The sequence below is a fragment of the Pseudoalteromonas shioyasakiensis genome, assembly GCF_001550135.1.
Classification (GTDB): domain Bacteria; phylum Pseudomonadota; class Gammaproteobacteria; order Enterobacterales; family Alteromonadaceae; genus Pseudoalteromonas; species Pseudoalteromonas shioyasakiensis.
Genome location: NZ_LRUE01000023.1, coordinates 126,740 through 148,989 on the forward strand (window position 1 = coordinate 126,740; position 22,250 = coordinate 148,989).

At 42.2% G+C, this 22,250-nt stretch carries 21 protein-coding genes; 11 read left to right on the top strand and 10 right to left on the bottom strand.

What is annotated here, in order from left to right; translation table 11 throughout:
• The first annotated feature begins 24 nt into the window (after nt 1-24).
• From glnA to PASHI_RS18780, 5 genes are all read left to right on the top strand, one after another.
• Entirely contained in the window at nt 25-1,431 is a 1,407-nt protein-coding gene (glnA, locus tag PASHI_RS18760; RefSeq protein ID WP_062566669.1) for a glutamate--ammonia ligase, read from the top strand.
• Nucleotides 1,432-1,564: 133 nt separating this feature from the next.
• Nucleotides 1,565-2,086, top strand: coding sequence for a DUF4124 domain-containing protein (locus PASHI_RS18765; protein WP_240701554.1), 522 nt, complete (start codon nt 1,565-1,567; stop codon nt 2,084-2,086).
• An 80-nt stretch (nt 2,087-2,166) separates the two neighbouring features.
• Entirely contained in the window at nt 2,167-3,237 is a 1,071-nt protein-coding gene (gene glnL, locus PASHI_RS18770) for a nitrogen regulation protein NR(II) (RefSeq protein WP_062566671.1), read from the top strand.
• A gap of 18 nt (nt 3,238-3,255) precedes the next feature.
• Nucleotides 3,256-4,641: a nitrogen regulation protein NR(I) gene (gene ntrC / locus PASHI_RS18775; RefSeq protein ID WP_062566672.1), complete on the top strand. Its 1,386-nt coding sequence runs from the start codon at nt 3,256-3,258 to the stop codon at nt 4,639-4,641.
• 25 nt (nt 4,642-4,666) lie between these two features.
• Nucleotides 4,667-5,125 (top strand): cyclic nucleotide-binding domain-containing protein, encoded by a 459-nt coding sequence (locus PASHI_RS18780; RefSeq protein WP_054563446.1) that lies wholly within the window; start codon nt 4,667-4,669, stop codon nt 5,123-5,125.
• Here the strand turns inward: PASHI_RS18780 and PASHI_RS18785 are convergent.
• Nucleotides 5,122-5,784 (bottom strand): hypothetical protein, encoded by a 663-nt coding sequence (locus tag PASHI_RS18785; protein WP_062566673.1) that lies wholly within the window; start codon nt 5,782-5,784, stop codon nt 5,122-5,124. The genes PASHI_RS18780 and PASHI_RS18785 overlap by 4 nt on opposite strands.
• A 57-nt stretch (nt 5,785-5,841) precedes the next feature.
• On the bottom strand, nt 5,842-6,129 hold the full coding sequence (locus tag PASHI_RS18790; RefSeq protein ID WP_062566674.1) for a hypothetical protein: 288 nt from the start codon (nt 6,127-6,129) through the stop codon (nt 5,842-5,844).
• A 235-nt stretch (nt 6,130-6,364) separates the two neighbouring features.
• On the opposite strand from PASHI_RS18790, the gene PASHI_RS18795 reads away from it, so the two are divergent.
• The 5 genes from PASHI_RS18795 to PASHI_RS18815 all read left to right on the top strand — a co-directional run bounded on the left by PASHI_RS18795 (nt 6,365) and on the right by PASHI_RS18815 (nt 11,761).
• Nucleotides 6,365-6,739, top strand: coding sequence for an RNA-binding S4 domain-containing protein (locus PASHI_RS18795; RefSeq protein WP_054563502.1), 375 nt, complete (start codon nt 6,365-6,367; stop codon nt 6,737-6,739).
• Between the two features lie 70 nt (nt 6,740-6,809).
• Nucleotides 6,810-7,229, top strand: coding sequence for a hypothetical protein (locus PASHI_RS18800; RefSeq protein WP_062566675.1), 420 nt, complete (start codon nt 6,810-6,812; stop codon nt 7,227-7,229).
• A 220-nt stretch (nt 7,230-7,449) separates the two neighbouring features.
• Nucleotides 7,450-10,200: an aconitate hydratase AcnA gene (gene acnA, locus PASHI_RS18805; RefSeq protein ID WP_062566676.1), complete on the top strand. Its 2,751-nt coding sequence runs from the start codon at nt 7,450-7,452 to the stop codon at nt 10,198-10,200.
• A gap of 352 nt (nt 10,201-10,552) precedes the next feature.
• The gene (locus PASHI_RS18810; protein WP_062566677.1) at nt 10,553-11,440 is read left to right on the top strand and encodes a DUF4097 family beta strand repeat-containing protein; all 888 of its coding nucleotides are present in this window, start codon (nt 10,553-10,555) and stop codon (nt 11,438-11,440) included.
• An 81-nt stretch (nt 11,441-11,521) separates the two neighbouring features.
• Complete coding sequence (locus PASHI_RS18815) at nt 11,522-11,761, top strand: hypothetical protein (RefSeq protein WP_055198924.1); 240 nt, start codon at nt 11,522-11,524, stop codon at nt 11,759-11,761.
• A 2-nt stretch (nt 11,762-11,763) separates the two neighbouring features.
• Here the strand turns inward: PASHI_RS18815 and PASHI_RS18820 are convergent, their stop codons facing one another.
• The 5 genes from PASHI_RS18820 to PASHI_RS18840 all read right to left on the bottom strand — a co-directional run bounded on the left by PASHI_RS18820 (nt 11,764) and on the right by PASHI_RS18840 (nt 17,487).
• The gene (locus PASHI_RS18820) at nt 11,764-12,306 is read right to left on the bottom strand and encodes a DUF4124 domain-containing protein (protein WP_062566678.1); all 543 of its coding nucleotides are present in this window, start codon (nt 12,304-12,306) and stop codon (nt 11,764-11,766) included.
• A gap of 12 nt (nt 12,307-12,318) precedes the next feature.
• A complete protein-coding gene (locus tag PASHI_RS18825) occupies nt 12,319-13,047 on the bottom strand; it encodes a substrate-binding periplasmic protein (protein ID WP_062566679.1) in 729 nt (242 codons plus the stop codon).
• A gap of 100 nt (nt 13,048-13,147) precedes the next feature.
• Nucleotides 13,148-13,888, bottom strand: coding sequence for a phosphoadenylyl-sulfate reductase (locus PASHI_RS18830; protein WP_062566680.1), 741 nt, complete (start codon nt 13,886-13,888; stop codon nt 13,148-13,150).
• 38 nt (nt 13,889-13,926) lie between these two features.
• Nucleotides 13,927-15,624, bottom strand: coding sequence for an assimilatory sulfite reductase (NADPH) hemoprotein subunit (gene cysI, locus PASHI_RS18835; RefSeq protein ID WP_062566681.1), 1,698 nt, complete (start codon nt 15,622-15,624; stop codon nt 13,927-13,929).
• A 48-nt stretch (nt 15,625-15,672) separates the two neighbouring features.
• A complete protein-coding gene (locus tag PASHI_RS18840) occupies nt 15,673-17,487 on the bottom strand; it encodes an assimilatory sulfite reductase (NADPH) flavoprotein subunit (RefSeq protein ID WP_062566682.1) in 1,815 nt (604 codons plus the stop codon).
• A gap of 347 nt (nt 17,488-17,834) precedes the next feature.
• On the opposite strand from PASHI_RS18840, the gene PASHI_RS18845 reads away from it, so the two are divergent.
• Nucleotides 17,835-19,475, top strand: coding sequence for an endonuclease (locus PASHI_RS18845; protein WP_062566683.1), 1,641 nt, complete (start codon nt 17,835-17,837; stop codon nt 19,473-19,475).
• A 60-nt stretch (nt 19,476-19,535) separates the two neighbouring features.
• Here the strand turns inward: PASHI_RS18845 and PASHI_RS18850 are convergent, their stop codons facing one another.
• The 3 genes from PASHI_RS18850 to tuf all read right to left on the bottom strand — a co-directional run bounded on the left by PASHI_RS18850 (nt 19,536) and on the right by tuf (nt 22,250).
• Nucleotides 19,536-19,850, bottom strand: coding sequence for a hypothetical protein (locus tag PASHI_RS18850; protein ID WP_062566684.1), 315 nt, complete (start codon nt 19,848-19,850; stop codon nt 19,536-19,538).
• A gap of 67 nt (nt 19,851-19,917) precedes the next feature.
• Complete coding sequence (locus PASHI_RS18855) at nt 19,918-20,640, bottom strand: hypothetical protein (RefSeq protein WP_062566685.1); 723 nt, start codon at nt 20,638-20,640, stop codon at nt 19,918-19,920.
• Nucleotides 20,641-21,065: 425 nt separating this feature from the next.
• Complete coding sequence (gene tuf / locus PASHI_RS18860; RefSeq protein WP_054564107.1) at nt 21,066-22,250, bottom strand: elongation factor Tu; 1,185 nt, start codon at nt 22,248-22,250, stop codon at nt 21,066-21,068.

Below are 22,250 nucleotides of genomic sequence, written 5' to 3' on the forward strand. Positions count from 1 at the left end.
TAAAACCCAACAATTGGAGGACACATGTCACAATCGGTTTTAGATTTTATCAAAGAAAATGACGTTAAGTTCATTGATTTACGCTTTACTGATACCAAAGGTAAAGAACAGCATGTTTCTATTCCTCATCATCAAATTGATGAAGATTTCTTCGAAGACGGCAAAATGTTTGACGGTTCTTCAATTGCTGGCTGGAAAGGTATCAACGAATCAGACATGGTACTTATGCCTGTTCCTGAGTCTGCGAAAATGGACCCATTTTCTGAAGAAGCTACACTAATCGTACGTTGTGACGTAGTTGAGCCTTCAACACTTCAAGGTTATGAGCGTGATCCACGTTCTGTTGCAAAACGCGCTGAAGAGTACATGCGCTCTACTGGTATTGCTGACACTGTATTATTCGGTCCAGAGCCAGAGTTCTTCCTTTTTGATGACGTTAAATACAAATCAGACATGTCTGGTTCTATGTACAAAATCGATTCTGTAGAAGCTGCTTGGAACTCAGATAAAGATTACGAAGGTGGCAACATGGGTCACCGTCCAGGTGTTAAAGGCGGTTACTTCCCGTGTTCACCTGTTGATTCATCACATGACTGGCGTTCAGCGACTTGTTTAGTTCTTGAAGAACTAGGTCAAGTAGTAGAAGCTCACCACCACGAAGTAGCAACTGCAGGTCAAAATGAGATCGCAACTCGCTTCAATACAATGGTATTAAAAGCTGACGAAATCCAAGAGATGAAATATGTTATCCATAACATGGCTCACCTTTACGGAAAAACAGCGACATTCATGCCTAAGCCAATCGTAGGTGATAACGGTTCTGGTATGCACTGTCACCAATCTCTAGGTAAAGATGGCGTAAACATCTTCGCTGGTGACAAATATGCAGGTCTATCTGAAGAAGCACTTTACTACATCGGTGGTATCATCAAGCACGCTAAAGCAATCAACGCATTCGCTAACGCGTCAACTAACTCATACAAGCGTCTAGTACCAGGTTTTGAGGCACCAGTAATGCTTGCATACTCTGCACGTAACCGTTCTGCTTCAATCCGTATCCCAGTGGTACCTTCTGCAAAAGCACGTCGTATCGAAGTACGTTTCCCTGATCCAACAGCTAACCCATACTTAGCATTCTCTGCAATGCTTATGGCTGGCCTAGACGGTATCAAAAACAAGATCCACCCTGGCGATGCAATGGACAAAGACTTATACGATCTACCTGCTGAAGAAGCAGCTGAGATCCCACAAGTTGCATCTTCTTTATCTGAAGCACTAGCATCATTAGACGCTGACCGTGAGTTCTTAACTCAAGGTGGCGTATTCACTGATGACCTAATCGATGCATACATCGCGCTTAAAGGTCAAGAAGTTGAAAAACTTAACATGACAACTCACCCAGTTGAGTTCGAAATGTACTACAGCGTGTAACACACGCTGTACCAGAATTATCTGAAAGATAATAAATGTGTGTTCTCAAGCCCGCTCTGCGGGCTTTTTTAATGGTAATTGAGCGGGTTCTACTCTACAGTTTTATTTAGATTAAAAAATGCAGGGTTGCAGGGTGAAAAGCACAACTTTATTGGTACTACCGCTGATTTTTATAAGCTTTTTTGGCTATAGCGCAGCGCAGAAAGTGTATTCTTGGAAAGATAAAAACGGCGTTTTAGTATTTTCTGATACACCGCGCCCTGGCGCTACCGAAGTAAAGATGAATACCCAAAACCTGACCATGCCAGCTACCGACACCAGCATACTTGATAGCGCACCAAGTGCGACACCTGTCAAATTTAAAGTCAGTATTGCTTCTCCTGCTAATGAAGCGACCGTGCGAGAAAATACCGGTTCAGTGTATGTCACTGCTCGAATTAGCCCACGCTTTGAAAACGGATTTAAAGTACAACTTTTATTTGATGGTTCTGCCCATGGTGCACCAAGTAATAGCACGACCTTTGCACTAAGAGAGGTCGAGCGTGGAGAACACACATTACAAGCTAAACTTTATGATGCTAATAATAAACTCGTTTCGGTTAGCCCAGTCAGCACCTTTTTCATGCACAGAACCTCAATTTATGGCGGAAACTAAGGTTTTTGACATGACTTCTCGCAAAGTAAAAAGAGTATGCTAAGCTGCACTAAATTGAAACGCACTAAAATGGTGCAACCATGCTCAGTGAAACACATTTTAACTCTGAACTGCTCGACAGTATTTGGAAAAATTTAAGTACTGCTGTCATTTTACTCGACCGAGATTTTAAACTGGTTTATGCAAACGATAGCGCCAGTGAGCTTTTAGGTTTAGGGCCCAAGCGCATTATCAACCAACCGTTCGATAACCTATTCAATTACCACTCGATAGACTTAAAACGCATTGCTCAGTATTCGTTGTTCGATGGTGTTGATTGCCACCAGCATAGAGCTGACGTGGTTTTCGTCGATTCACGCCATGCCAAACTGACCATTAGCACGCGCCGAATAAGCAGCCATGATGAAAATTATATTTTGTTTGAATGCCGCCAAATGGATGATGAAATTCGCCACGATCAAGCTTCGAATCAAATGCATCAATATCAAGCAGCACGTAACCTAATTCGTGGTTTAGCACACGAAATTAAAAATCCTTTAGGTGGAATTCGCGGAGCGGCGCAATTATTGCAGTATGAGGTTGATCAGCAAGAACGTGATCAATGTGCCGAATTAATCATTGAACAAGCAGACCGTTTACGCGAGCTTGTAGACCGCTTACTTGGTCCGAATCAATTGCCACATAAATCCTATGGCAACATTCACCAAGCGTTAGAGTCAGTGATTAAACTGAGCATGTTAGATAACAATGCCAATATCACTTTAGTGAAAGACTATGATCCAAGTATACCGAGTGTGTACATTGACCAAAGTAAAATTCAACAAGTGGTACTGAACATTATTCGTAATGCACAACAGGCACTGGTTGATGGTGGCGAGATAAGAATAAAAACCCGCATCAATCATCAACACAGGCGCCCAGGTAAGGCGCCGAAAAAAACCTTGCTGATCCAAATTTCGGATAACGGCCCAGGTATAGACAAGAGCTTACGTGAAACCTTGTTCTACCCAATGATCACCAACAAAGAAAATGGATCAGGGCTTGGTTTATCGATAGCGCAAACCTTGGTTGACCAACATGACGGCCACATTGATTGTGACAGTTGGCCAGGCCATACAGAATTTAATATCTATTTGCCTTTTACGGATTAATGGTTTTTTGGAGTAGTCATGAAAACAGTCTGGTTAGTTGATGATGATGCCTCAATTCGCTTTGTACTAGAGAAAGCGTTGGCACGTGCAGGATTTGAAACTGAAAGCTATGCGAACGCACAAGATGTGCTTAATGCATTAAAGTTTAGCCAGCCAACGGTATTAGTATCTGATGTACGAATGCCGGGTATGGACGGCATGGCGTTACTTGAGACTATTGCTGAGCAAAACCCTGGCCTGCCAGTGATCATCATGACCGCTCACTCAGACTTAGACTCGGCGGTGAATGCCTTCCAAAAAGGGGCATTTGAGTATCTCGCTAAACCGTTCGATTTAGATGAAGCTGTCGCGCTGGTTGAAAGCGCATGCCGTGCTAATTCAACGAAAAAAACTAAACGTAAGCAAGCACCACAAACCAATGCGCATATCATAGGCGAAGCGCCTGCTATGCAAGAGGTGTTTAGGGCAATTGGTAAATTATCAGCATCAAGTATGAGCGTGCTGATTAATGGTGAGTCAGGGACAGGTAAAGAGCTAGTTGCAAGTGCCCTGCATAACCACAGCCCTCGTAAAGAAAACCAATTTATAGCTTTGAATATGGCTGCCATTCCAAAAGAATTGGTCGAGTCAGAGTTATTCGGTCACGAAAAAGGCGCGTTCACTGGAGCCGACAGTATTCGTAAAGGCCGTTTTGAACAAGCGAATGGAGGCACCTTATTTTTAGATGAAATAGGTGATATGCCGCTCGATGTACAAACGCGTTTATTACGCGTGTTAGCCGATGGTGAGTTTTACCGTGTTGGTGGCCATCAAAGCATTAAAGTTGATGTACGTATTATTGCTGCAACGCACCAAAACCTCGAAGACTTGGTAAAACAAGGTAAGTTTCGTGACGATTTATTCCATCGCTTAAACGTGGTGCGTTTACGCTTACCCGCGCTACGTGAGCGTACTGAAGATATTGAACGACTAGCACAACACTTTTTACATAAAAGTGCCAAAGAGCTGCAGGTTGAAAGCAAAATTTTAAGCCCTAAAGCTACTGAGCAACTGCGCTTATTCAATTGGCCAGGTAACGTGCGCCAATTAGAGAATACTTGCCGCTGGTTAACGGTTATGGCTCCGGGTGAGCTGATCAGCGAGCAAGATTTACCACCAGAGATTGTTGCTGTTGCACCGACTGAGCAAGAAGGTGATTGGCTGGATGCATTTCAACAATGGCTTAACCTTGAACTTAAACAAGGCAAAGAAAATATTTGGCCTGCCATTCAAGCACAACTCGAAACTCGTTTGATTAAAACCGCCCTTGCCAACTGTGCAGGCCACAAGCAAGAAGCCGCAGTAAAGATTGGTTGGGGCCGCAATACATTGACCCGCAAGCTAAAAGAGCGCAATATTAGCTAATTTCGCGCTATACCTATGTGAGTCAATGAAGTTAATCGAGCACATTCCACTAATTAAACAAATGGAAATTATTAACAGATTGTCGTTCTTTAGAGAGTTTACTCTCAGTGAACGACAAGTGTTATTAGAGTCATTCAGTCATTTGTATTTGGTCAAACAAGGCCGGGCTGTTTTTAAGCAATACGATGCTGATAAACGGCTTTATATCGTGCTAAGCGGCTCACTGATGGTATTCAAACAAAGTCATTTACTCGAACTTGGCACCATTGAGCCCGGCGAATTTATCGGTGAAGGTGCTTTTATCAATAACCGAGAGCACAGTACCAGCGCACGCGCTAGAGTCGATACCATTTTGTTAGCTATTTCCCCTGAAGCACTCACCCGCTTACCTAATGTAATCCGTGAAAAAATTAAAGATCGCATAATCGAAGGCATGAGTGAGCGTATTACTAAGCTTAGTAATTACCTTGAGTCGCGAAGCTAGTCCATATACACAATTTGTAATGAGCAATTTAACCAACTTGGGCTATTAACACGTGCCGTGTAACGGTAAGTATCTGATGGTTTCATACCAAAAGGAGTGCTCACTTCTGGCGTTAAATGAATGTATGTTTGCGAATAATTTTTATAATAAATGACTAGGTAGCCATATAAATAATCCCAATCTAGGGAGACTTTTCTACCACTTGTAAGGGTAAAGTGCGCCTGCTTATCATTAAATGTAACTGCAAGATCATTAGACTTGTCTTCAACGCATCCAGTGGTGAGTACACGAGCCGGCATAGTAAAACTGGTGGTGGTATTTTTAGCTCTTAAGTAAAAGCCAATATTGCCATGATTGTAAAAGTGATTGGCATCTGTGGTGTACTTAATTTCAGCTTGATAACCCAGTCCCTGCATAATTTCAGCTAGTTGCTCGGCTTCATGAGTAAGAATTGTATCGCTCGATAGCATTAAGGTTGCATCAGTAAACTCTCTTGGCACAGGAAGCTGGGTATATTCATAGGGTAAGCTTTGTTTATTTAATGCTTGCTCTAATGATTGCAACTGCGACTGTTCAAGGTTTTCTGTGTATACGTAGACTGTTGCTTGCTGACAACCTGCCAAAATTAAAAATATGGCTGCTGAAATTATCCTTTTCATGTTCATTCTCACTTTAGATTACAAACGTAGTCTAAAGTGAGAAAAACAATAAATCAATTAATTAAGATGTTTTTTTAGCCAACTATTAACACTTTGACGGGTATATAGAATATCTTTAAATAAACGGTGAGTTTGATGCTGAAGCAGCTTTTCTTTGTTTGTTTCACCTGAACTTAACTGGCTGTGGTTATCATTAAAGCGCGAAATTAACGCAAAACCTTGTTCTGATTTTTCAGGCTGAGACTTAATTGTTTGCGTTAACAAAGCTCGCACATCATCTGCAGCAAGCAATGACGAATCTTGCAAACCCATTAACTCTTTTCTTAGCGCTGATCTTACGCCCATTACAACTTCTCCTGAACGAATAAAAAATGAAACGGACATGCATTTAGCAATTTGTACACCAATTCCAAACGCGCGCAGTGTACCCAGTAAATACTGCAGTTTTTTTACTGTTTATAAAAATGTCAGATTATTTATTGCTGCAAATTTTAACCGCTTGAAGAGCTTAAAAATTTAATCTTGGTTCAATTGAGTGCTAGGCTTTATAATGGCTGCGATTGAATTAAGAGAGACCAACATGAACGAAGATTTCATCGAAATTGAACTAGAAGAAGAGCCAATAGAGTTATGCAACTTGCTAAAAGTGCTCGACCTAGTCGAAACAGGCGGCCAAGCAAAAGCCTTAATTGGTGAAGGTTATGTTGGGGTTAACTATGAAATTTGTACAATAAAACGGAAAAAATTATACAGTGGTGACGTATTGGCATTCGATGGTGAGTTGTTCCAACTGACACTAAGCGAAGATGCAACACCAAATCCTCGCCCACCGGAACCTGTACAAAAAGCACAACCACAAAGCGCTGAAGAAGCGCCAAAAAAATCAAAGCGTAAACGTACTAAAAAGCCAAAAGTAGACGAAAAAACCGGTCGCCGCCCTATCTCTTTTGGTTAACTAGAGCTTGCTTAGTTAGCATAAATCACCTTTAATTGAATGCGATTATAACAACAATAAAAGGTGATTTATGAACCCTCCAGCTTGGCTCAAGCCACTTGCTTGGGCAGCCCTTGTATGGAATCTTTTAGGTGTCATTGCGTTCGTAATGCAACTGTTGATCACACCCGAAATGATTAACCAACTCCCCGAAGCACAACAAGCCGCATACCGCGACATACCGCTCTGGTCAACGGCTGCCTTTGCGATAGCCGTGTTTGCAGCAAGCTTCGCGAGCATCTTATTACTGGCAAAAAAAGCCCTTGCGCGCGAGTTATTTTTAATCTCGTTTATCGCCGTATTAGTCCAGCAATATTATAATTTTGTGGTGATAGATAGCCTTGCTATGTTTGGTACTAGCGCATTAGCAATGCCATTGTGTGTTATCGTTATTGGTTTACTATTACTGCTTATTAGTCATAAAGGTAAACAACAAAACTGGCTTAACTAAAAACACTTATTTCTGAGGGTAGTTTAAAGTGACTACCCTTTTTATCTGCCTCCTTCCCTTGAAATAAATCACATCAGCAGCAACTATATTAGGTAGCATATTTTTTCATCAGCTAGATGAATTTCTCAGCTGGTATTAAGTTTGCAATAACACTGTGTCTATTTCGAAAAGGAAACAACAAAGCAAGCCAAATTGCTTGCTCAAACCACAGGGGCAAATAATGAATAACAGTTTTGATACCCAAAAACAGCTTACGATTAATGGTGAGCAATATCATATTCACTCTTTACAAGGTTTAGGCGACAAAGCAAAACGTCTGCCATTCTCTCTAAAAATCTTACTTGAAAACCTGTTGCGCAATGAAGATGGCGTTAATATTAAAAAGCAAGATATCGATGCTTTACTAAACTGGGACCCTCAAGCGAAACCATCAGCAGAAGTAGCGTTTACGCCTGCTCGCGTTGTAATGCAAGATTTTACCGGCGTACCCGCCATTGTCGATTTAGCCGCGATGCGTGATGCCATGGAAAAACTTGGCGGCGACCCTGCAAAAATTAATCCGCTGTCACCTGCTGAGCTTGTTATTGACCACTCAGTGCAAGTTGACGGCTACGGTGAAGATGGCTCATTCGACTTAAATGCGAAACTTGAATATGAGCGTAACAAAGAGCGTTACGAATTTTTACGCTGGGGGCAAACTGCCTTCGATAACTTGAAAGTCGTGCCACCAGCAACCGGCATCGTACACCAAGTTAACTTAGAATATTTAGCCCGCGTGGTATTTAACGATAGTAAAAATGGTAAATCACTCGCCTACCCAGATACCCTAGTCGGAACCGATTCGCACACCACCATGATCAATGGTCTTGGGGTATTAGGCTGGGGTGTGGGTGGTATTGAAGCCGAAGCCGCAATGCTTGGTCAACCAATCAGCTTACTTATTCCACAGGTCGTTGGCTTTAAGCTCAATGGTCGCCTGCCAGAAGGCACAACTGCAACAGACCTGGTACTAACCGTAACAGAAATGCTGCGTAACCATGGCGTAGTGGGTAAATTTGTTGAGTTTTATGGTGATGGTCTTGCTGATTTACCGCTTGCAGACCGTGCAACTATTGCAAACATGGCGCCTGAGTATGGTGCAACCTGCGGTATTTTCCCAATTGATGATGAAACCATTAACTACCTACGTTTAACAAACCGCGATGATAAGCAACTTAAACTCATCGAGGACTATGCAAAGCACCAAGGCTTATGGCGTAACCCTGGCGATGAAGCTCATTATACCGACACACTAGAGTTATCACTTGATGATGTTGTGCCAAGCCTTGCTGGACCTAAGCGCCCGCAAGATAGAATCGCCCTTAATAAAGCAGGTAGCATTATTGGTGAGCACTTAAAAGGCTTTCAAGAAGAGCGTATGCAACATCGCGATAAAAGCGATGCTCAAGAGGCGCGCATTGAAGATGAAGGCCCAACAACTAACCCTGATGAGCCAGTGAACGAAGCTCAGTTTATGGGCGCAGCTAAGGTTAACTTTAAAGGCGAAGAGTTTGAGCTTAATGATGGCGCTTGTGTCATTGCTGCAATTACAAGTTGTACAAACACGTCAAACCCAAGTGTTATTTTAGCAGCTGGCCTGGTGGCTAAAAAAGCTAAGCAATTAGGATTAAAGGTTAAACCATGGGTTAAAACCTCACTTGCTCCTGGCTCACAAGTGGTGACTGATTACTTGAAAAAAGCCGACTTAATGGATGATTTAGATGCATTAGGCTTTAACCTTGTCGGTTATGGTTGTACAACCTGTATCGGTAACTCAGGCCCACTAGCTGATGAAATCACCGATGCAATTCAAAAGCATAAACTGGTTGTAAGCTCTATCTTATCGGGTAACCGTAACTTTGAAGGGCGTATTCACCAAGATGTGAAAATGAACTTCTTAGCGTCACCACCCCTTGTGGTTGCATACGCAATTGCGGGTCGTACAGATATCGACGTTTACAATGAGCCGCTTGCGCAAGACCCTAATGGTAATGACATTTATCTAAAAAATATCTGGCCAAGTGTTAGTGAAGTAAACGAGCTCGTCCGCGAAACTGTAACCAAAGAAATGTTCGCATCAAGTTATGGCAATGTGTATCAAGGTGATGATCGTTGGCAGAAAATTCAAATTCCTGATGGCAAACTTTATGATTGGGATGATGCGTCAACCTACATCAAAAAAGCACCTTTCTTTGATGGCATGGAGATTGAGCCTCCTGGTATTCCGAGCATTAGTGGTGCGCGCTGTTTAGCAAAATTAGGTGACTCAGTTACCACTGACCACATCTCGCCAGCAGGTGCGATTAAAGCGGATGCCCCAGCAGGTCTTTACTTGCAAGAACACGGCGTGCAAAAAGCACAATTTAACTCGTATGGTTCGCGTCGTGGTAACCACGAAGTGATGATGCGCGGTACCTTTGCGAATGTGCGTTTACGTAATCTATTAGCACCGGGGACCGAAGGTGGTGTGACCCGCATGCAACCAAGCGATGAGCTCGCCAGTATTTATGATGCAGCGATGCAATACCAGCAAGATGGCACGCCTCTGATTATTTTAGCGGGCGCCGAATATGGCACAGGCTCATCACGCGACTGGGCTGCTAAAGGTTCACTTTTACTTGGTGTTAAAGCCGTTATTGCACAAAGCTATGAGCGTATTCACCGTTCAAACCTGATTGGTATGGGTGTTTTACCCCTACAATTTAAAGAAGGTGAAAGCTATGAGTCACTGGGTCTAACCGGCCAAGAGTCATTCGACTTTGAAGGCTTATACGACAAAACCAATGAAGTCAGTGTGATTGCCACTAGCAGTGAAGGCAAACAAATTAGCTTTAGTGTTGATGTGCGTATAGATACCCCTAAAGAGTGGGATTACTACAAACATGGCGGTATTTTACAGTATGTATTGCGTAATATGCTGGCTGAGCAGTAATTGCTTTTAAGTTAACTAAGGGGCTGAATTTTCAGCCCCTTTTTTTGTTTAAAACACCAGTAATACCAATCCGCAATAATACTTAATCATTTTGAGGGATTAAACCTGTCGCTACCTGCGTTAAAAATTTCTGATTTAGAACAAACTAAATAACGAAATTTTTGCCTTGTTATCAACGAGGTTTTATTGCCTCAAAATAGACCACTTACTTAAGCGAATTGGTATAAATTGCAGTTTAGACCAACACACTTATTTACAAAAAATGAAAAGCACATAAAAATCAGCATGTTAAAATTGGACCATAGTTTGCAAATGCTAACCAGATAACAATCACAATAATTTTGGAATCCATATGACTATTGCATCATTCAAACGCGCAATTTGCGCAACGGCCATTTCATCAAGTTTATTATTAACGGGCTGTGTTATTCATGTCTCTCCAAGTCAAATCGCAGAACAAAAACAACAAGACTTAAGCGTGTCGGCTGTAAATATAAACGAGCTAAAAATCGATGCCGAAGCCGGTTCACTGATCATCAAAGGCGACAATAACGCCACGGCTATCACTGTGAAGGCTAACATTTATGCGGCTAAAGGCGATGAGACTTATACGCTAACCCTCGAAAAGCACAGCGACACCGCAGAGCTTATCAGCAAGCTCAATAATGGTAGCTTATCGTTTTACAGTGGTTCATCCCCTCATATTGATTTAATTGTCTCTGTGCCTAGCAACCTCAAACTAGATATTGATGATGACTCAGGTGATATCGTGATACGTGCAATGCAAAACGATATCAGTATTGATGATGATTCAGGGTCAATTGTGATCGAAGGGGGTCGTAATATTAATATTGATGATGACTCGGGGGATATTCGCATTAGCAATGTCAGCGGAAATATCAGCATTGAAGACGATTCTGGCTCAATTATGATAGACCAAGGGCAAGGGCGTATTGATATTGAAGATGACTCTGGTGATATCCGCATCGAAAACAGCCAAGGCCCTGCACGTATTATTGATGAATCAGGTAGTATCAGCATTAAAACATTGGCTGGTGCGCTTACTATCGAAGATGGCTCTGGTGATATAGATGTAAGACAAATCAAAGGGCTGGTTACCATTACCGATGGCTCTGGCAGCATTTATGTGGATGACACACTCGGCCTAACTATTATTGAAGCGGGTTCAGGTGATTTAAGCATCGATAACATCAACGGCCCAGTAAAGTTGGACAAATAACCGACAATTGCTTGATTTAGAACAATCCTATTAATGACAACAGCACCTACACTTTAATTAAGGCTAAAGTGAGGTGCTTATATGACTGAACAAACCATCATTCGAATCTTAAAAACCTTTATTATTTTAGGTATTTGCCTAATTATATTGGGGCACTCTTTATTAGCCGGCAATTACTTAAGTGATAGCATGGGTATACATGGCATTATGATCAGCGCAGCGTGTATTGCTGTTGGTGTGCTATTCTCTTTGCCTACCAAAATTTATCTCACTATTTTACTGATGAAAATGGAAAGTGACCTCAAAGCACAGAACAAATAAAGTTAATTACCACCTTGCTCCTTGAGCTGCTGCTCAAGTTGCTTGTTACGTTGCTCCATAAGCTGTTTTACTTGCTCAGCGTCTTGCATCATCTTTTGTACATTTTTAGGGTCGTATACGCCAAGCGTTGAAGATGTTTCGTCAGTTTTAACGGTTGCTGGTTGCTCTTCATCAGCTTGAAATGTCTCTGCGGGTAACACTGTTATGTCGTTAGGATCTAAACTTACCGCAGTACTTACGTAATTAGGGTGAGGGGTATCAGCATAGTGCCACTGACCATGTTCATCTTGCCATTTATACACGACGACAGATGAATTTGCGTCTTTGCTCAAGCTCAACTTCTCAGTGAGCTTTTTTGCTTGGCTGGTAAGTGTATCGGCACTTTGCGAAGCAAAATCACTCACATCGCCACTTACTTTGTCTGAGTAACGCTCGAACATGCTCAGCTCTAGGTAAGGTTTACCGTCTGGCTTTTTAATGTAAAACAGCAGCGCAACACTGGTTAGTAGCAGCATAACGGCAAGATAACAAAAACGCTTAATCATTCGATTTACCGATTATTGGTAGTTACTCTCAATCTTAGCAAATTCACCGGATGATTTAAGATTTTTCATAAATTCGTTAAATTGCTCGCTCATGCGCTTCCCTTTTTCATTGTAAGTAAACTGTAATTGCATCGGAGCCTTACCAACACTGTAATCACTCACCGTGAATTTTTTAAAAGCATTATTTTTTGAGGCATACCACTGTAGTGTGTTTTTTGCGATCACAGCAACACGTTGATTTTGCTGCATGTCGACTAAAGCCTTCAGCATATCTAGTTCTGAGTAAAAGTCCTCACGGTGCAATTTTCCAGATGCAAACAACGCTTCAAATTGCGGATAGGTGTAGCCAAAGCGGGCCATCAACACATAACCACCTAGCTCATCAATAGCTGGAATATGACAACCACTCGGCATCACTAAAATATCTTCTACAACAGCGATACTATCACTCCAATAGTATTGCTTATTTCCGCGATACCATTGCTCAGACTCTAAGCGTACATCAACCTTGCCTTCATCAAGTAAATGCTGTGAACGCACCTCAGGTACCAGCATGTATTGAATATCATGATTATATTTCTCAGCAAAACGAATTAATAACTCATCAACAAGCCCTTTATGACTACTGTCAGCAAAATGATATGGCGGGTAATCCGTGTCATAAAGCGCAACCCTCAAAGTTTCTGCTCGCACTAAAGGCACAATTAAAAACAACAATAAAAAAACAACAGCACGACTCATAATTTTCTCTCATAAAATTGAGCCAGGGATTGTATATAAATAGCACAAAAAAAGCGCAACCTAGGTTGCGCTTTACGAAAATTCTGATAGGAATTTAGGATTAGATACCATCACCATCGATATGTAAGCCACATTCACGGTTTAAACCAAAGAAACGTGTCTCTTCTTCTGTCATGCCCGGTTCAAGTTTACGGGTTGTATGAACATCGCCCATCGACACATAACCTTGCTCCCAAAGTGGGTGATAAGGTAAATCATGTTTAGTTAGATACTGATAGATGTCACGGTTGTTCCACTCAATAAGCGGATACACTTTCACAGTCCCTCGGCTGATTTCAACAATTTGCTTATCAGCTCGGCTAGATGACTGATCGCGACGCAAGCCACTAAACCAAGTACCTGCACCCAGCTCGTTTAAGGCACGAGTCATTGGCTCAACTTTATTCAGTTGATTGTACTGCTTAATGCCTTCTTCACCTTGCTCCCAAAGCTTACCAAACTTCGCTTCTTGCCACGCAGGGCTAAGCTCAGCTTTATAAACTTTAAGATTAAGCGATAGTCGCTCCGTCATTTGCTCGATGAACTGATAGGTTTCAGGGAACAAATAACCAGTGTCAGTCAGTACCACAGGAATATCTGGCTGCTGCGATGTTACTAAGTGCAACATCACCGCCGCTTGAATACCAAAGCTCGACGACAAAAAGTGTGTGCTTGGTAAGTTTTCAAGTGCCCATGCAACACGCTCTTCTGCGCTTTTATCAGCCAGAAGACCATTTATATCAGCCAACATAGCTGTTTGGTCTTCTTTGCTCATCGTTAAGATGTTTTTAAATTCACTCATGGTTAATTCCAAACCTTAAAGCGGTATCGCTTATAAAATTATGCGTGAAAATCGGTTACTGAAACTTTAACTTCAGCAACAATGCCTTTGCGAATTACAAAATCACCAAAACACTCGCCTTCATTACGCTCACTTGCCCATTGGCCAATTAGCTTATCGAATGCGTCTAGGTATACGTCTTCGCCAACATTTTCTAAATACAGTTTTGGAATACGCGTGCCTTCACGGTTACCACCTAAGTACACGTTGTATTTTCCTGGACCTTTACCAACCAGACCCGCTTCTGCCAACATTGCGCGGCCACAGCCATTCGGACAACCCACAACACGCATAATGATGTTGTCATCGCTGATGCCGTGCTTAGCTAATAACGCTTCAGTTTTCTCAATTAAGCTTGGTAAATAACGCTCAGCTTCAGCCATCGCTAACGGACACGTTGGTAATGCCACACACGCCATTGAGTTTTTACGCTGCTCTGTATGGCTGTCATCAATCAGGCCATGGTTGCGAGCAATCTCTTCGATTACCGCTTTTTGATCAGCCGGAACACCTGCGATGATCAAGTTTTGGTTTGCTGTCATGCGGAAGTCACCTTGGTGAATTTCAGCAATTTTACGGCAGCCTGTTTTAAGTGGTTGATTTGGGTAATCTAAAATACGACCACTTTGGATAAACAACGTTAAGTGGTGCTTACCATCAATACCTTCAACCCAACCGATACGGTCACCACGGTGAGTGAACTCATACGGGCGGCTCTGTTCAAATTGAACACCGGCACGTTTTTCAACTTCAGCTTTAAATACATCAGAACCTACACGGTCAAGTGTGTATTTAGTTTTTGCATTTTTACGATTTGAGCGGTTACCCCAATCACGCTGTACAGACACCACGTGCTCAGCAATTTTTAACGTGTGCTCAAGTGGAATGAAACCAAAGTCATCTGCTTTACGAGGATACGTTGCGGTATCACCGTGAGTCATCGCAAGACCACCACCTACTAACACGTTAAAGCCAACTAACTTGCCGTTTTCTGCAATTGCTACAAAGTTTAAGTCGTTCGCATGCACATCCACTTCATTGTTCGGTGGAATTGTCACTGTGGTTTTAAACTTACGTGGTAAGTAAGTTGAACCTAAGATTGGCTCTTCAGTGGTTTCACTCTTTTCGCCATTTAACCAAATTTCAGCATATGCTTTAGTTTTTGGTAGTAGGTGCTCAGAGATCTTCGCAGCCCACTCGTAAGCTTCTTGGTGAAGCTCAGATTCAACAGGGTTCGTTGTACATAATACGTTTCGGTTTACGTCGCCCGCCGTTGCAATTGAATCAATGCCCACGCTATTAAGCATTTGGTGCATGCCTTTAATATTTGGCTTAAGCACACCATGGAACTGGAAAGTTTGACGCGTGGTTAAACGAATACTGCCATAGCTGGTTTTTTCTTCAGCAAACTTATCAATTGCTAACCATTGCTCTGGCTTGATGATACCGCCAGGCATACGAGCACGTAACATTACGTTATGTAACGGCTCTAATTTTTGTTTAGCGCGCTCAGGGCGAATATCACGGTCATCTTGCTGGTACATGCCGTGGAAACGGATCAGTTGGAAGTTATCAGCAGTGAAACCACCGGTGATCTCGTCTTTTAAATCTTGCTCAATTGTGCCACGTAAAAAGTTACTTTCTCTTTTCAAACGCTCGTTATCAGAAAGCTTTACGTTTTTGTCTTGTTCGCTCATGGTATTTCCTAAATTTGTTACAGTGACGGCTGTTAGCTTTAAACGTGATTAGTACACGTCTTTCTGATAGCGGTTTGCGCTACGTAAATCTTTTAAATATTGCTCAGCTTGTTCATCATCTTTGCCGCTATTTTCTTTGATAATGTCGACAAGCGCCTGATGAACATCTTTCGCCATACGGTTTGCATCACCACAGATATAGAAATGAGCACCCGCTTCTAACCAAGCAAATACTTCTTGGCTGTTTTTGCGAAGTTTGTCTTGAACATATACTTTTTCCGCTTGGTCACGGCTAAACGCCACATCCACTTTTGTCAGTAAACCTGACTTCAAGTAACCTTGAATTTCTACTTGATATAAAAAGTCTTGAGTAAAGTGTGGGTTACCAAAGAATAACCAGTTTTTACCACTTGCTTCACGAGCATCACGCTCTTGTAAAAACGCACGGAATGGTGCAATACCCGTACCCGGACCTACCATGATAATTGGCGTTTCATCATTAGCCGGTAAACGGAAATTATCGTTATGCTCGCTAAATACTTTTACTTTGCAGCCTTCTTCAGCACGACGTGCTAAATAGCCAGAACAACCCCCTAAATGCTCGCTACCGAATGCATCAAACTCAACCAGACCCACAGTTAAGTGAACTTCTTCTTCAACTTCAGCTTGGCTAGATGCAATCGAATATAAACGAGCTTGTAGCTTACGTAAGCAGTCTACTAAGGTTTGTGCTTCAAGCTGAGCTGGGTTTTGACGAATAATATCGAAGATTTGGCGAGGTTCGATGTACTCACGCATTGCCGCTTTATCTTCAACTAACTTTAATAAATCAGGGTTGCCAGTTGCTGTTGCGTATTTTTCAACAAAGCCTGGGTATGACTGAGTTAATTCTAATTTTTCGATTAATGCATCACGAACACTTAGTTCTTCGTCGCCAAGTTTAACCGTGCTAGATGCATCGATTTGTGTAAGCGTAAGTACTTCATCAACAAGCGCTTCGTCATTTAAGAAGTAAACGCCTAGCGAATCACCAGGTGTATAGGTAATGTCTGAACCTTCTAATGAGATTTCAACATGACGCACATCTTTGGTTGAATCACGACCGGTAATTTTTTGCACAACACTTAGTTCTGCAGCAAATGGGTTTTGCTTGGTGTATTGGCTTGCTGCTGGTGCCGCTGCACCAAATGGCATGGCTACAACTTGACCACCGCTTGCTTGTTGCTGCGCTTTAAGATCAGGCTCAAACGCATCAAGTGCACCATCAATCCACTTAGCTGCTTCATCATCGTAATCTACATCTAGGTCAGCACGCTGGAAAATAGTTTCTGCGCCAAGCTTGTTAAAACGCTCTTCAAAATCTTTTGCTGTTTGGCAGAAGAACTCGTAGCTTGAATCACCTAAGCCAATCACAGCCACTTTAACACCATCTAGTTTAGGTGCTTTTTTAGTTGTTAAGAATTCATGAAGGCTTTCAGCGTCTTCTGGTGGCTCACCCTCACCGTAGGTTGAAACAACAACCGTGATAAACTTTTCTTTTTTCAGGGCTGTTGGTTTGTAGTCAGCCATGTTTACTAGCTTAACAGTTAGACCGCGCGACTCTGCCTGCTCTTTTAACTTGCTCGCCACGCCTTTTGCGTTACCCGTTTGCGAGCCGTATAAAATAGTTAGCGGCGGTGCATCACCTGCAGCTGGAGTGGCAGCAACACCACCGGTTAATGCACCTGCGTTGGCATTCGCAGCTAAGTAACCACTTACCCACGCTTGCTGAATTGGATTAAGTTCAGCCACTAAGCCTTGCAGCTTCTGTACTTGCTCTTGCGATAGCGGGCTCGCCGCTGCATTTAGTTGACTTAACAACATGAATTTATTCCTCGTAACCCTGAAAAGTTAACTGCGAAACGAACTTGCTACTGTCATTTCGCGAACAATTTTTTCGACTTTAAAGACCCAATAGAAATGCTTTAAAGGTTTATCTGAGCGTGAAGAATAACGAGGTCTGAGACGATTAAAAAAGAATAGAATCTGCTTTGATATTCCATTTAGTTATTAATTTAGTATTTATCCAAAAAAAACATGTTAAAAGCAAAAATTCCCAAATAAGAAACTTTTATTAATTAACATTATTGCAACATAAACCAATTAGCCTATACTCGCTGTGTTCATTTTGAGAACAGCAAAAACTATTAAAATATAAAAAGGAAAATACAATGTCACACGGGACATGTAAAAAATATATGCTAGCCAGTAGCTTACTTTGTTTAGCAAGTTCAGCATTGGCAAATGTTAGTAACGCCGACTTCGAAAGCTGGTCAGCAAATACCCCTGCAAGCTGGAGCACTATTGATAGCGGTATTAGTCTTAGCGCTAATACTAATGTGGTTTACTCAGGTAATTACTCAGCACAAGTCGTGGTTAATACTGGCACCCAAAGTAATACCGATTTACAACAATTAGTAGAGGTAGTGGCGGGTGAAAGTTATGAGTTTTCTGCTTGGGTTTACCATACAGAAGGTGGCGTAAAAGCTCGCTTAGTAGTTGATGGCTATCAAGGTTATTCTAACTCAGCATTAACCAATCAATGGCAACAAATCAGTTATCAGTACACAGCCTCTGCGACCACATCAATTAATGTTGGCCTGCGCTTTTACGATGTAACTGGTTTTGATGGCAGCGAAGTCGTTTATGTAGATAACTTTGCACCAAACACAGACTCAACTCCACCACCTACGGGCAGCTGCGCCGATAACCAAGTGTCTTTAACCCTCACTACCGATAATTATGGGGAAGAAACCAGTTGGCAAATCACCAATAGCCAAGGTAGTGCAGTAGCATCAGGCGGCAGCTATGCAGCAAATACTCAATACAGTGAGCAAGCATGCTTAACTGATGGTGACTATACCTTTACTATTTTTGATAGCTATGGTGATGGCATATGCTGCTCTTACGGTAACGGTAGCTATAGCCTTTCGTTCGGTCAAACAGTACTTGCCAGTGGTGCAAGCTTCCAAAGCTCAGAAGCTACGCCGTTTAGTTTAGGTGATAGCTCAGGTGGCGGTGACGGAGGTGGTACAACACCAACAGAGCCAACTGGGTACTATGTTACAACCCAAGGCCTTAGTGGTTATGCACTGAAAACAGAGCTATACAACATAATTAAAGGTCACAACTCGCAGGGCTATTCAGCAATTTGGAGTTTTTACGATATTGCTTCACGCGATAAGTATTTTGAAAACGACAACTCTATTTTAGATCGTTATTCAGAAAACCCGGCAGGCCAAGACAGCTACAACTATGTTGCTGTAAGCGATCAATGTGGTACTTACAACAGCGAAGCTGATTGCTACAACCGTGAGCATTCTTTCCCAAAAAGTTGGTTTGGTGGAACAGTTGAGCCAATGAATTCAGACGTACATCACATTTTTGCCACTGATGGTTATGTCAATTCAAAACGCAGTAATTACCCATTTGGTGAAGTAGCTAGTGCAAGCTATACCTCTAGTAACGGCAGTAAATTAGGCAGCGCTGCTAGCACATTAAATTACTCAGGAACAGTTTTTGAACCTATCGATGAGTTTAAAGGTGACTTTGCAAGAGCGTATTTCTATATGGCAACACGCTATGAAAACGTTATTGGCTCATGGCAAAACAACACAACCTACAGTAACGCTGTACTGAATGGTTCATCTAATCAGGTTTTTGAGAGCTGGGTCGTTGCTATGTTATTAAAGTGGCATAACGAGGATCCCGTTAGCCAATTAGAGCTTGACCGTAACCAAGCCGCTTATGAACATCAAGGTAACCGCAACCCATTTGTGGATCACCCAGAATTTGTAGAAATGATTTGGTAACTTCGTTAAGCCAAGGCACTTAGTTTCGGCTAAGTGCCTTTTTATAAGATAAAACATGACTTAAGCCTCATTAGGGTTTAACTGCTCAACAAGACGAATGTCATGTAACAAATGGTTATGCCTTACCGACAAAGTATTTTCTGCTGTTGGCTGTATTTTATAACCGAGTTGCTGTAAAACCAGTGTAAATAGGGCGGCATGTTGGTAATGCGTAGGATGCCCATTTAATTCAAACTCTTCGATTACGCTATTTGCATAACTAGAACTATTTTGTAATGACTGCCAAATACGTGCTTGTACTTGAGAAATCTGTATCACTGACGTTTGATAACAATTGATTTGTAGGCTTAATAAATAGTTTTCTAGTGAGTTCATAGCGATATCCATTACAAAAAACGCTACTTTAAAAGCTCAAGTTAAGTTGAGGTAAAGTATTTTGTTATTACTTTTTACTCCACTTATTCATTATTTCTTTAAATAGTTTTGCTTCTTTATCTTCACAGGGTCTGGGCGATCCACTTGGCACTCCAGATTTACCAAACACCGAATTAAAATCTATGCCGTAACACATGCCATTTAGTACCTCGATACGCTTGCTGCCATCGCCATTTTGCCAAACGACAGTTGCTTTATCAGAGACGGTTAATTGTGCGGGCACCGTAACCCTGCCTGCGGGGCTATTACTAATCGTCGCTTCACCCTGCCCAAACAAAGACGCATTAGCAGAACCATTTTCAAAATTAAGCTGTGGGATTGGCGCATAAGGGTTGAGCTTTTTAAAAGGCTCTTCGGCTATTTTTGAATTCTCAAGTGTCTGATTAGGCTTTACAACCTCAGAGGTAGCTTTTTTGGGTTCGTCTATTGTGGGATTAACTGTATTAGAATCACTTATCTGCCCAGAGCTACTCTGCGAAGTTTCTTCGTTTTTTGGCAAAGAATTAACCTCATCAGGCATTCCTTCTGTTTGCTCAGGTGAAGGTTTTTCTTGGATTTTCTGCAAACTAGGTAACGAAGTTAAATCAACACTCACATACGCGTTGATTACTTTTGGCGGTTCAGCGACTGCGGGGAGTTTCAAAGACTTTCCATATCGAGTAAATAACAGCAACAAAACAGTATGTAACGAAATTGAGATGATCCATGCTTTGTAATTCCCTTTTAACACCCTAGCGCCTCGTTTTATTTTTAAGAGTGCTAAATGAGTGAATTAGTTCATAGGAAAGTTGCGAGTTAGCGAGTTAGCGAGTTTGCGAGTTGCGAGTTGCGAGTTAGCGAGTTTGCGAGTTGCGAGTTAGCGAGTTTGCGAGTTTGCGAGTTGCGAGTTTGCGAGTTGCGAGTTGCGAGTTGCGAGTTGCGAGTTAGCAAGAGTAAAGTTTAAAGAGTCTAGGTCAAACCTAATTGTAAGAATGCTTCTAATTCGGCACTAAAGTGCCTCCTACGGGATTTCATGGCTTGAGTAGGCACCGCACAAAACAACTCCACCAATCTAATCTGACGTCTGAAAGCTGACAGCTGATAGCTTTTCTACAGACATTAAAAAAGGCCGCCTGGGCGACCTTTTTATAAGCTGTGAAGCTCTATCTGTTGATATTACTCAACGATAGTTGCAACAACACCAGCACCAACTGTACGGCCACCTTCACGGATAGCGAAGCGTAAACCTTCGTCCATCGCGATTGGGCAGATTAGTTCTACAGTCATCTTGATGTTATCACCAGGCATTACCATTTCAACGCCGTCTGGTAACTGTACGTCACCTGTTACGTCAGTTGTACGGAAGTAGAACTGTGGACGGTAACCTTTGAAGAATGGAGTGTGACGACCACCTTCATCTTTAGAAAGTACGTATACTTCTGAAGTGAACTTCGTGTGTGGAGTGATTGAACCAGGCTTAGCTAGTACTTGACCACGTTCAACGTCTTCACGCTTAGTACCACGTAGAAGTGCACCGATGTTCTCACCCGCACGACCTTCGTCTAGAAGCTTACGGAACATCTCAACACCTGTACAAGTTGTCTTCGTAGTTTCTTTGATACCTACGATTTCAACTTCGTCATTCACGTTGATGATACCAGCTTCAACACGGCCAGTTACAACAGTACCACGACCTTGGATTGAGAATACGTCTTCGATAGGCATGATGAATGGCTTATCGATGTCACGCTCTGGCTCTGGGATGTAAGAATCTAGTGCTTCTGCAAGCTCAACGATTTTGTCTTCCCACTCTTTCTCGCCTTCTAACGCTTTAAGCGCTGAACCTTGGATTAGTGGTAAGTCATCACCTGGGAAGTCGTACTCAGAAAGAAGTTCACGAACTTCCATCTCAACTAGCTCAAGTAGCTCTTCGTCGTCAACCATGTCACATTTGTTCATGAATACGATGATGTAAGGTACACCAACCTGACGAGAAAGTAGGATGTGCTCACGAGTTTGTGGCATAGGACCGTCAGTCGCAGCAACTACTAGGATTGCGCCGTCCATTTGAGCAGCACCAGTGATCATGTTTTTAACATAATCGGCGTGTCCTGGACAGTCTACGTGTGCGTAGTGACGAGTTGGAGTATCGTACTCAACGTGTGAAGTTGAGATTGTGATACCACGCTCACGCTCTTCTGGAGCGTTATCGATTGATGCGAAGTCTTTAGCTACACCACCGTATACTTTTGCAAGTACGTTAGTGATTGCTGCTGTTAGAGTTGTTTTACCGTGGTCAACGTGGCCGATTGTACCAACGTTTACGTGCGGTTTTACGCGTTCAAACTTTTCTTTTGCCAT

Bases quoted from the DNA above. Each gene is read 5' to 3' on its own strand.
- PASHI_RS18815 (WP_055198924.1), top strand. From the start codon at position 11,522: ATGACTGAACAAACCATCATTCGAATCTTAAAAACCTTTATTATTTTA.
- PASHI_RS18850 (WP_062566684.1), bottom strand. From the start codon at position 19,850: ATGAACTCACTAGAAAACTATTTATTAAGCCTACAAATCAATTGTTAT.
- glnA (WP_062566669.1), top strand. From the start codon at position 25: ATGTCACAATCGGTTTTAGATTTTATCAAAGAAAATGACGTTAAGTTC.
- PASHI_RS18795 (WP_054563502.1), top strand. From the start codon at position 6,365: ATGAACGAAGATTTCATCGAAATTGAACTAGAAGAAGAGCCAATAGAG.
- PASHI_RS18820 (WP_062566678.1), bottom strand. From the start codon at position 12,306: ATGATTAAGCGTTTTTGTTATCTTGCCGTTATGCTGCTACTAACCAGT.
- ntrC (WP_062566672.1), top strand. From the start codon at position 3,256: ATGAAAACAGTCTGGTTAGTTGATGATGATGCCTCAATTCGCTTTGTA.
- PASHI_RS18810 (WP_062566677.1), top strand. From the start codon at position 10,553: ATGACTATTGCATCATTCAAACGCGCAATTTGCGCAACGGCCATTTCA.
- PASHI_RS18840 (WP_062566682.1), bottom strand. From the start codon at position 17,487: ATGTTGTTAAGTCAACTAAATGCAGCGGCGAGCCCGCTATCGCAAGAG.
- cysI (WP_062566681.1), bottom strand. From the start codon at position 15,624: ATGAGCGAACAAGACAAAAACGTAAAGCTTTCTGATAACGAGCGTTTG.
- tuf (WP_054564107.1), bottom strand. From the start codon at position 22,250: ATGGCAAAAGAAAAGTTTGAACGCGTAAAACCGCACGTAAACGTTGGT.
- PASHI_RS18780 (WP_054563446.1), top strand. From the start codon at position 4,667: ATGAAGTTAATCGAGCACATTCCACTAATTAAACAAATGGAAATTATT.
- PASHI_RS18785 (WP_062566673.1), bottom strand. From the start codon at position 5,784: ATGAAAAGGATAATTTCAGCAGCCATATTTTTAATTTTGGCAGGTTGT.
- acnA (WP_062566676.1), top strand. From the start codon at position 7,450: ATGAATAACAGTTTTGATACCCAAAAACAGCTTACGATTAATGGTGAG.
- PASHI_RS18790 (WP_062566674.1), bottom strand. From the start codon at position 6,129: ATGGGCGTAAGATCAGCGCTAAGAAAAGAGTTAATGGGTTTGCAAGAT.
- PASHI_RS18845 (WP_062566683.1), top strand. From the start codon at position 17,835: ATGTCACACGGGACATGTAAAAAATATATGCTAGCCAGTAGCTTACTT.
- PASHI_RS18825 (WP_062566679.1), bottom strand. From the start codon at position 13,047: ATGAGTCGTGCTGTTGTTTTTTTATTGTTGTTTTTAATTGTGCCTTTA.
- glnL (WP_062566671.1), top strand. From the start codon at position 2,167: ATGCTCAGTGAAACACATTTTAACTCTGAACTGCTCGACAGTATTTGG.
- PASHI_RS18800 (WP_062566675.1), top strand. From the start codon at position 6,810: ATGAACCCTCCAGCTTGGCTCAAGCCACTTGCTTGGGCAGCCCTTGTA.
- PASHI_RS18830 (WP_062566680.1), bottom strand. From the start codon at position 13,888: ATGAGTGAATTTAAAAACATCTTAACGATGAGCAAAGAAGACCAAACA.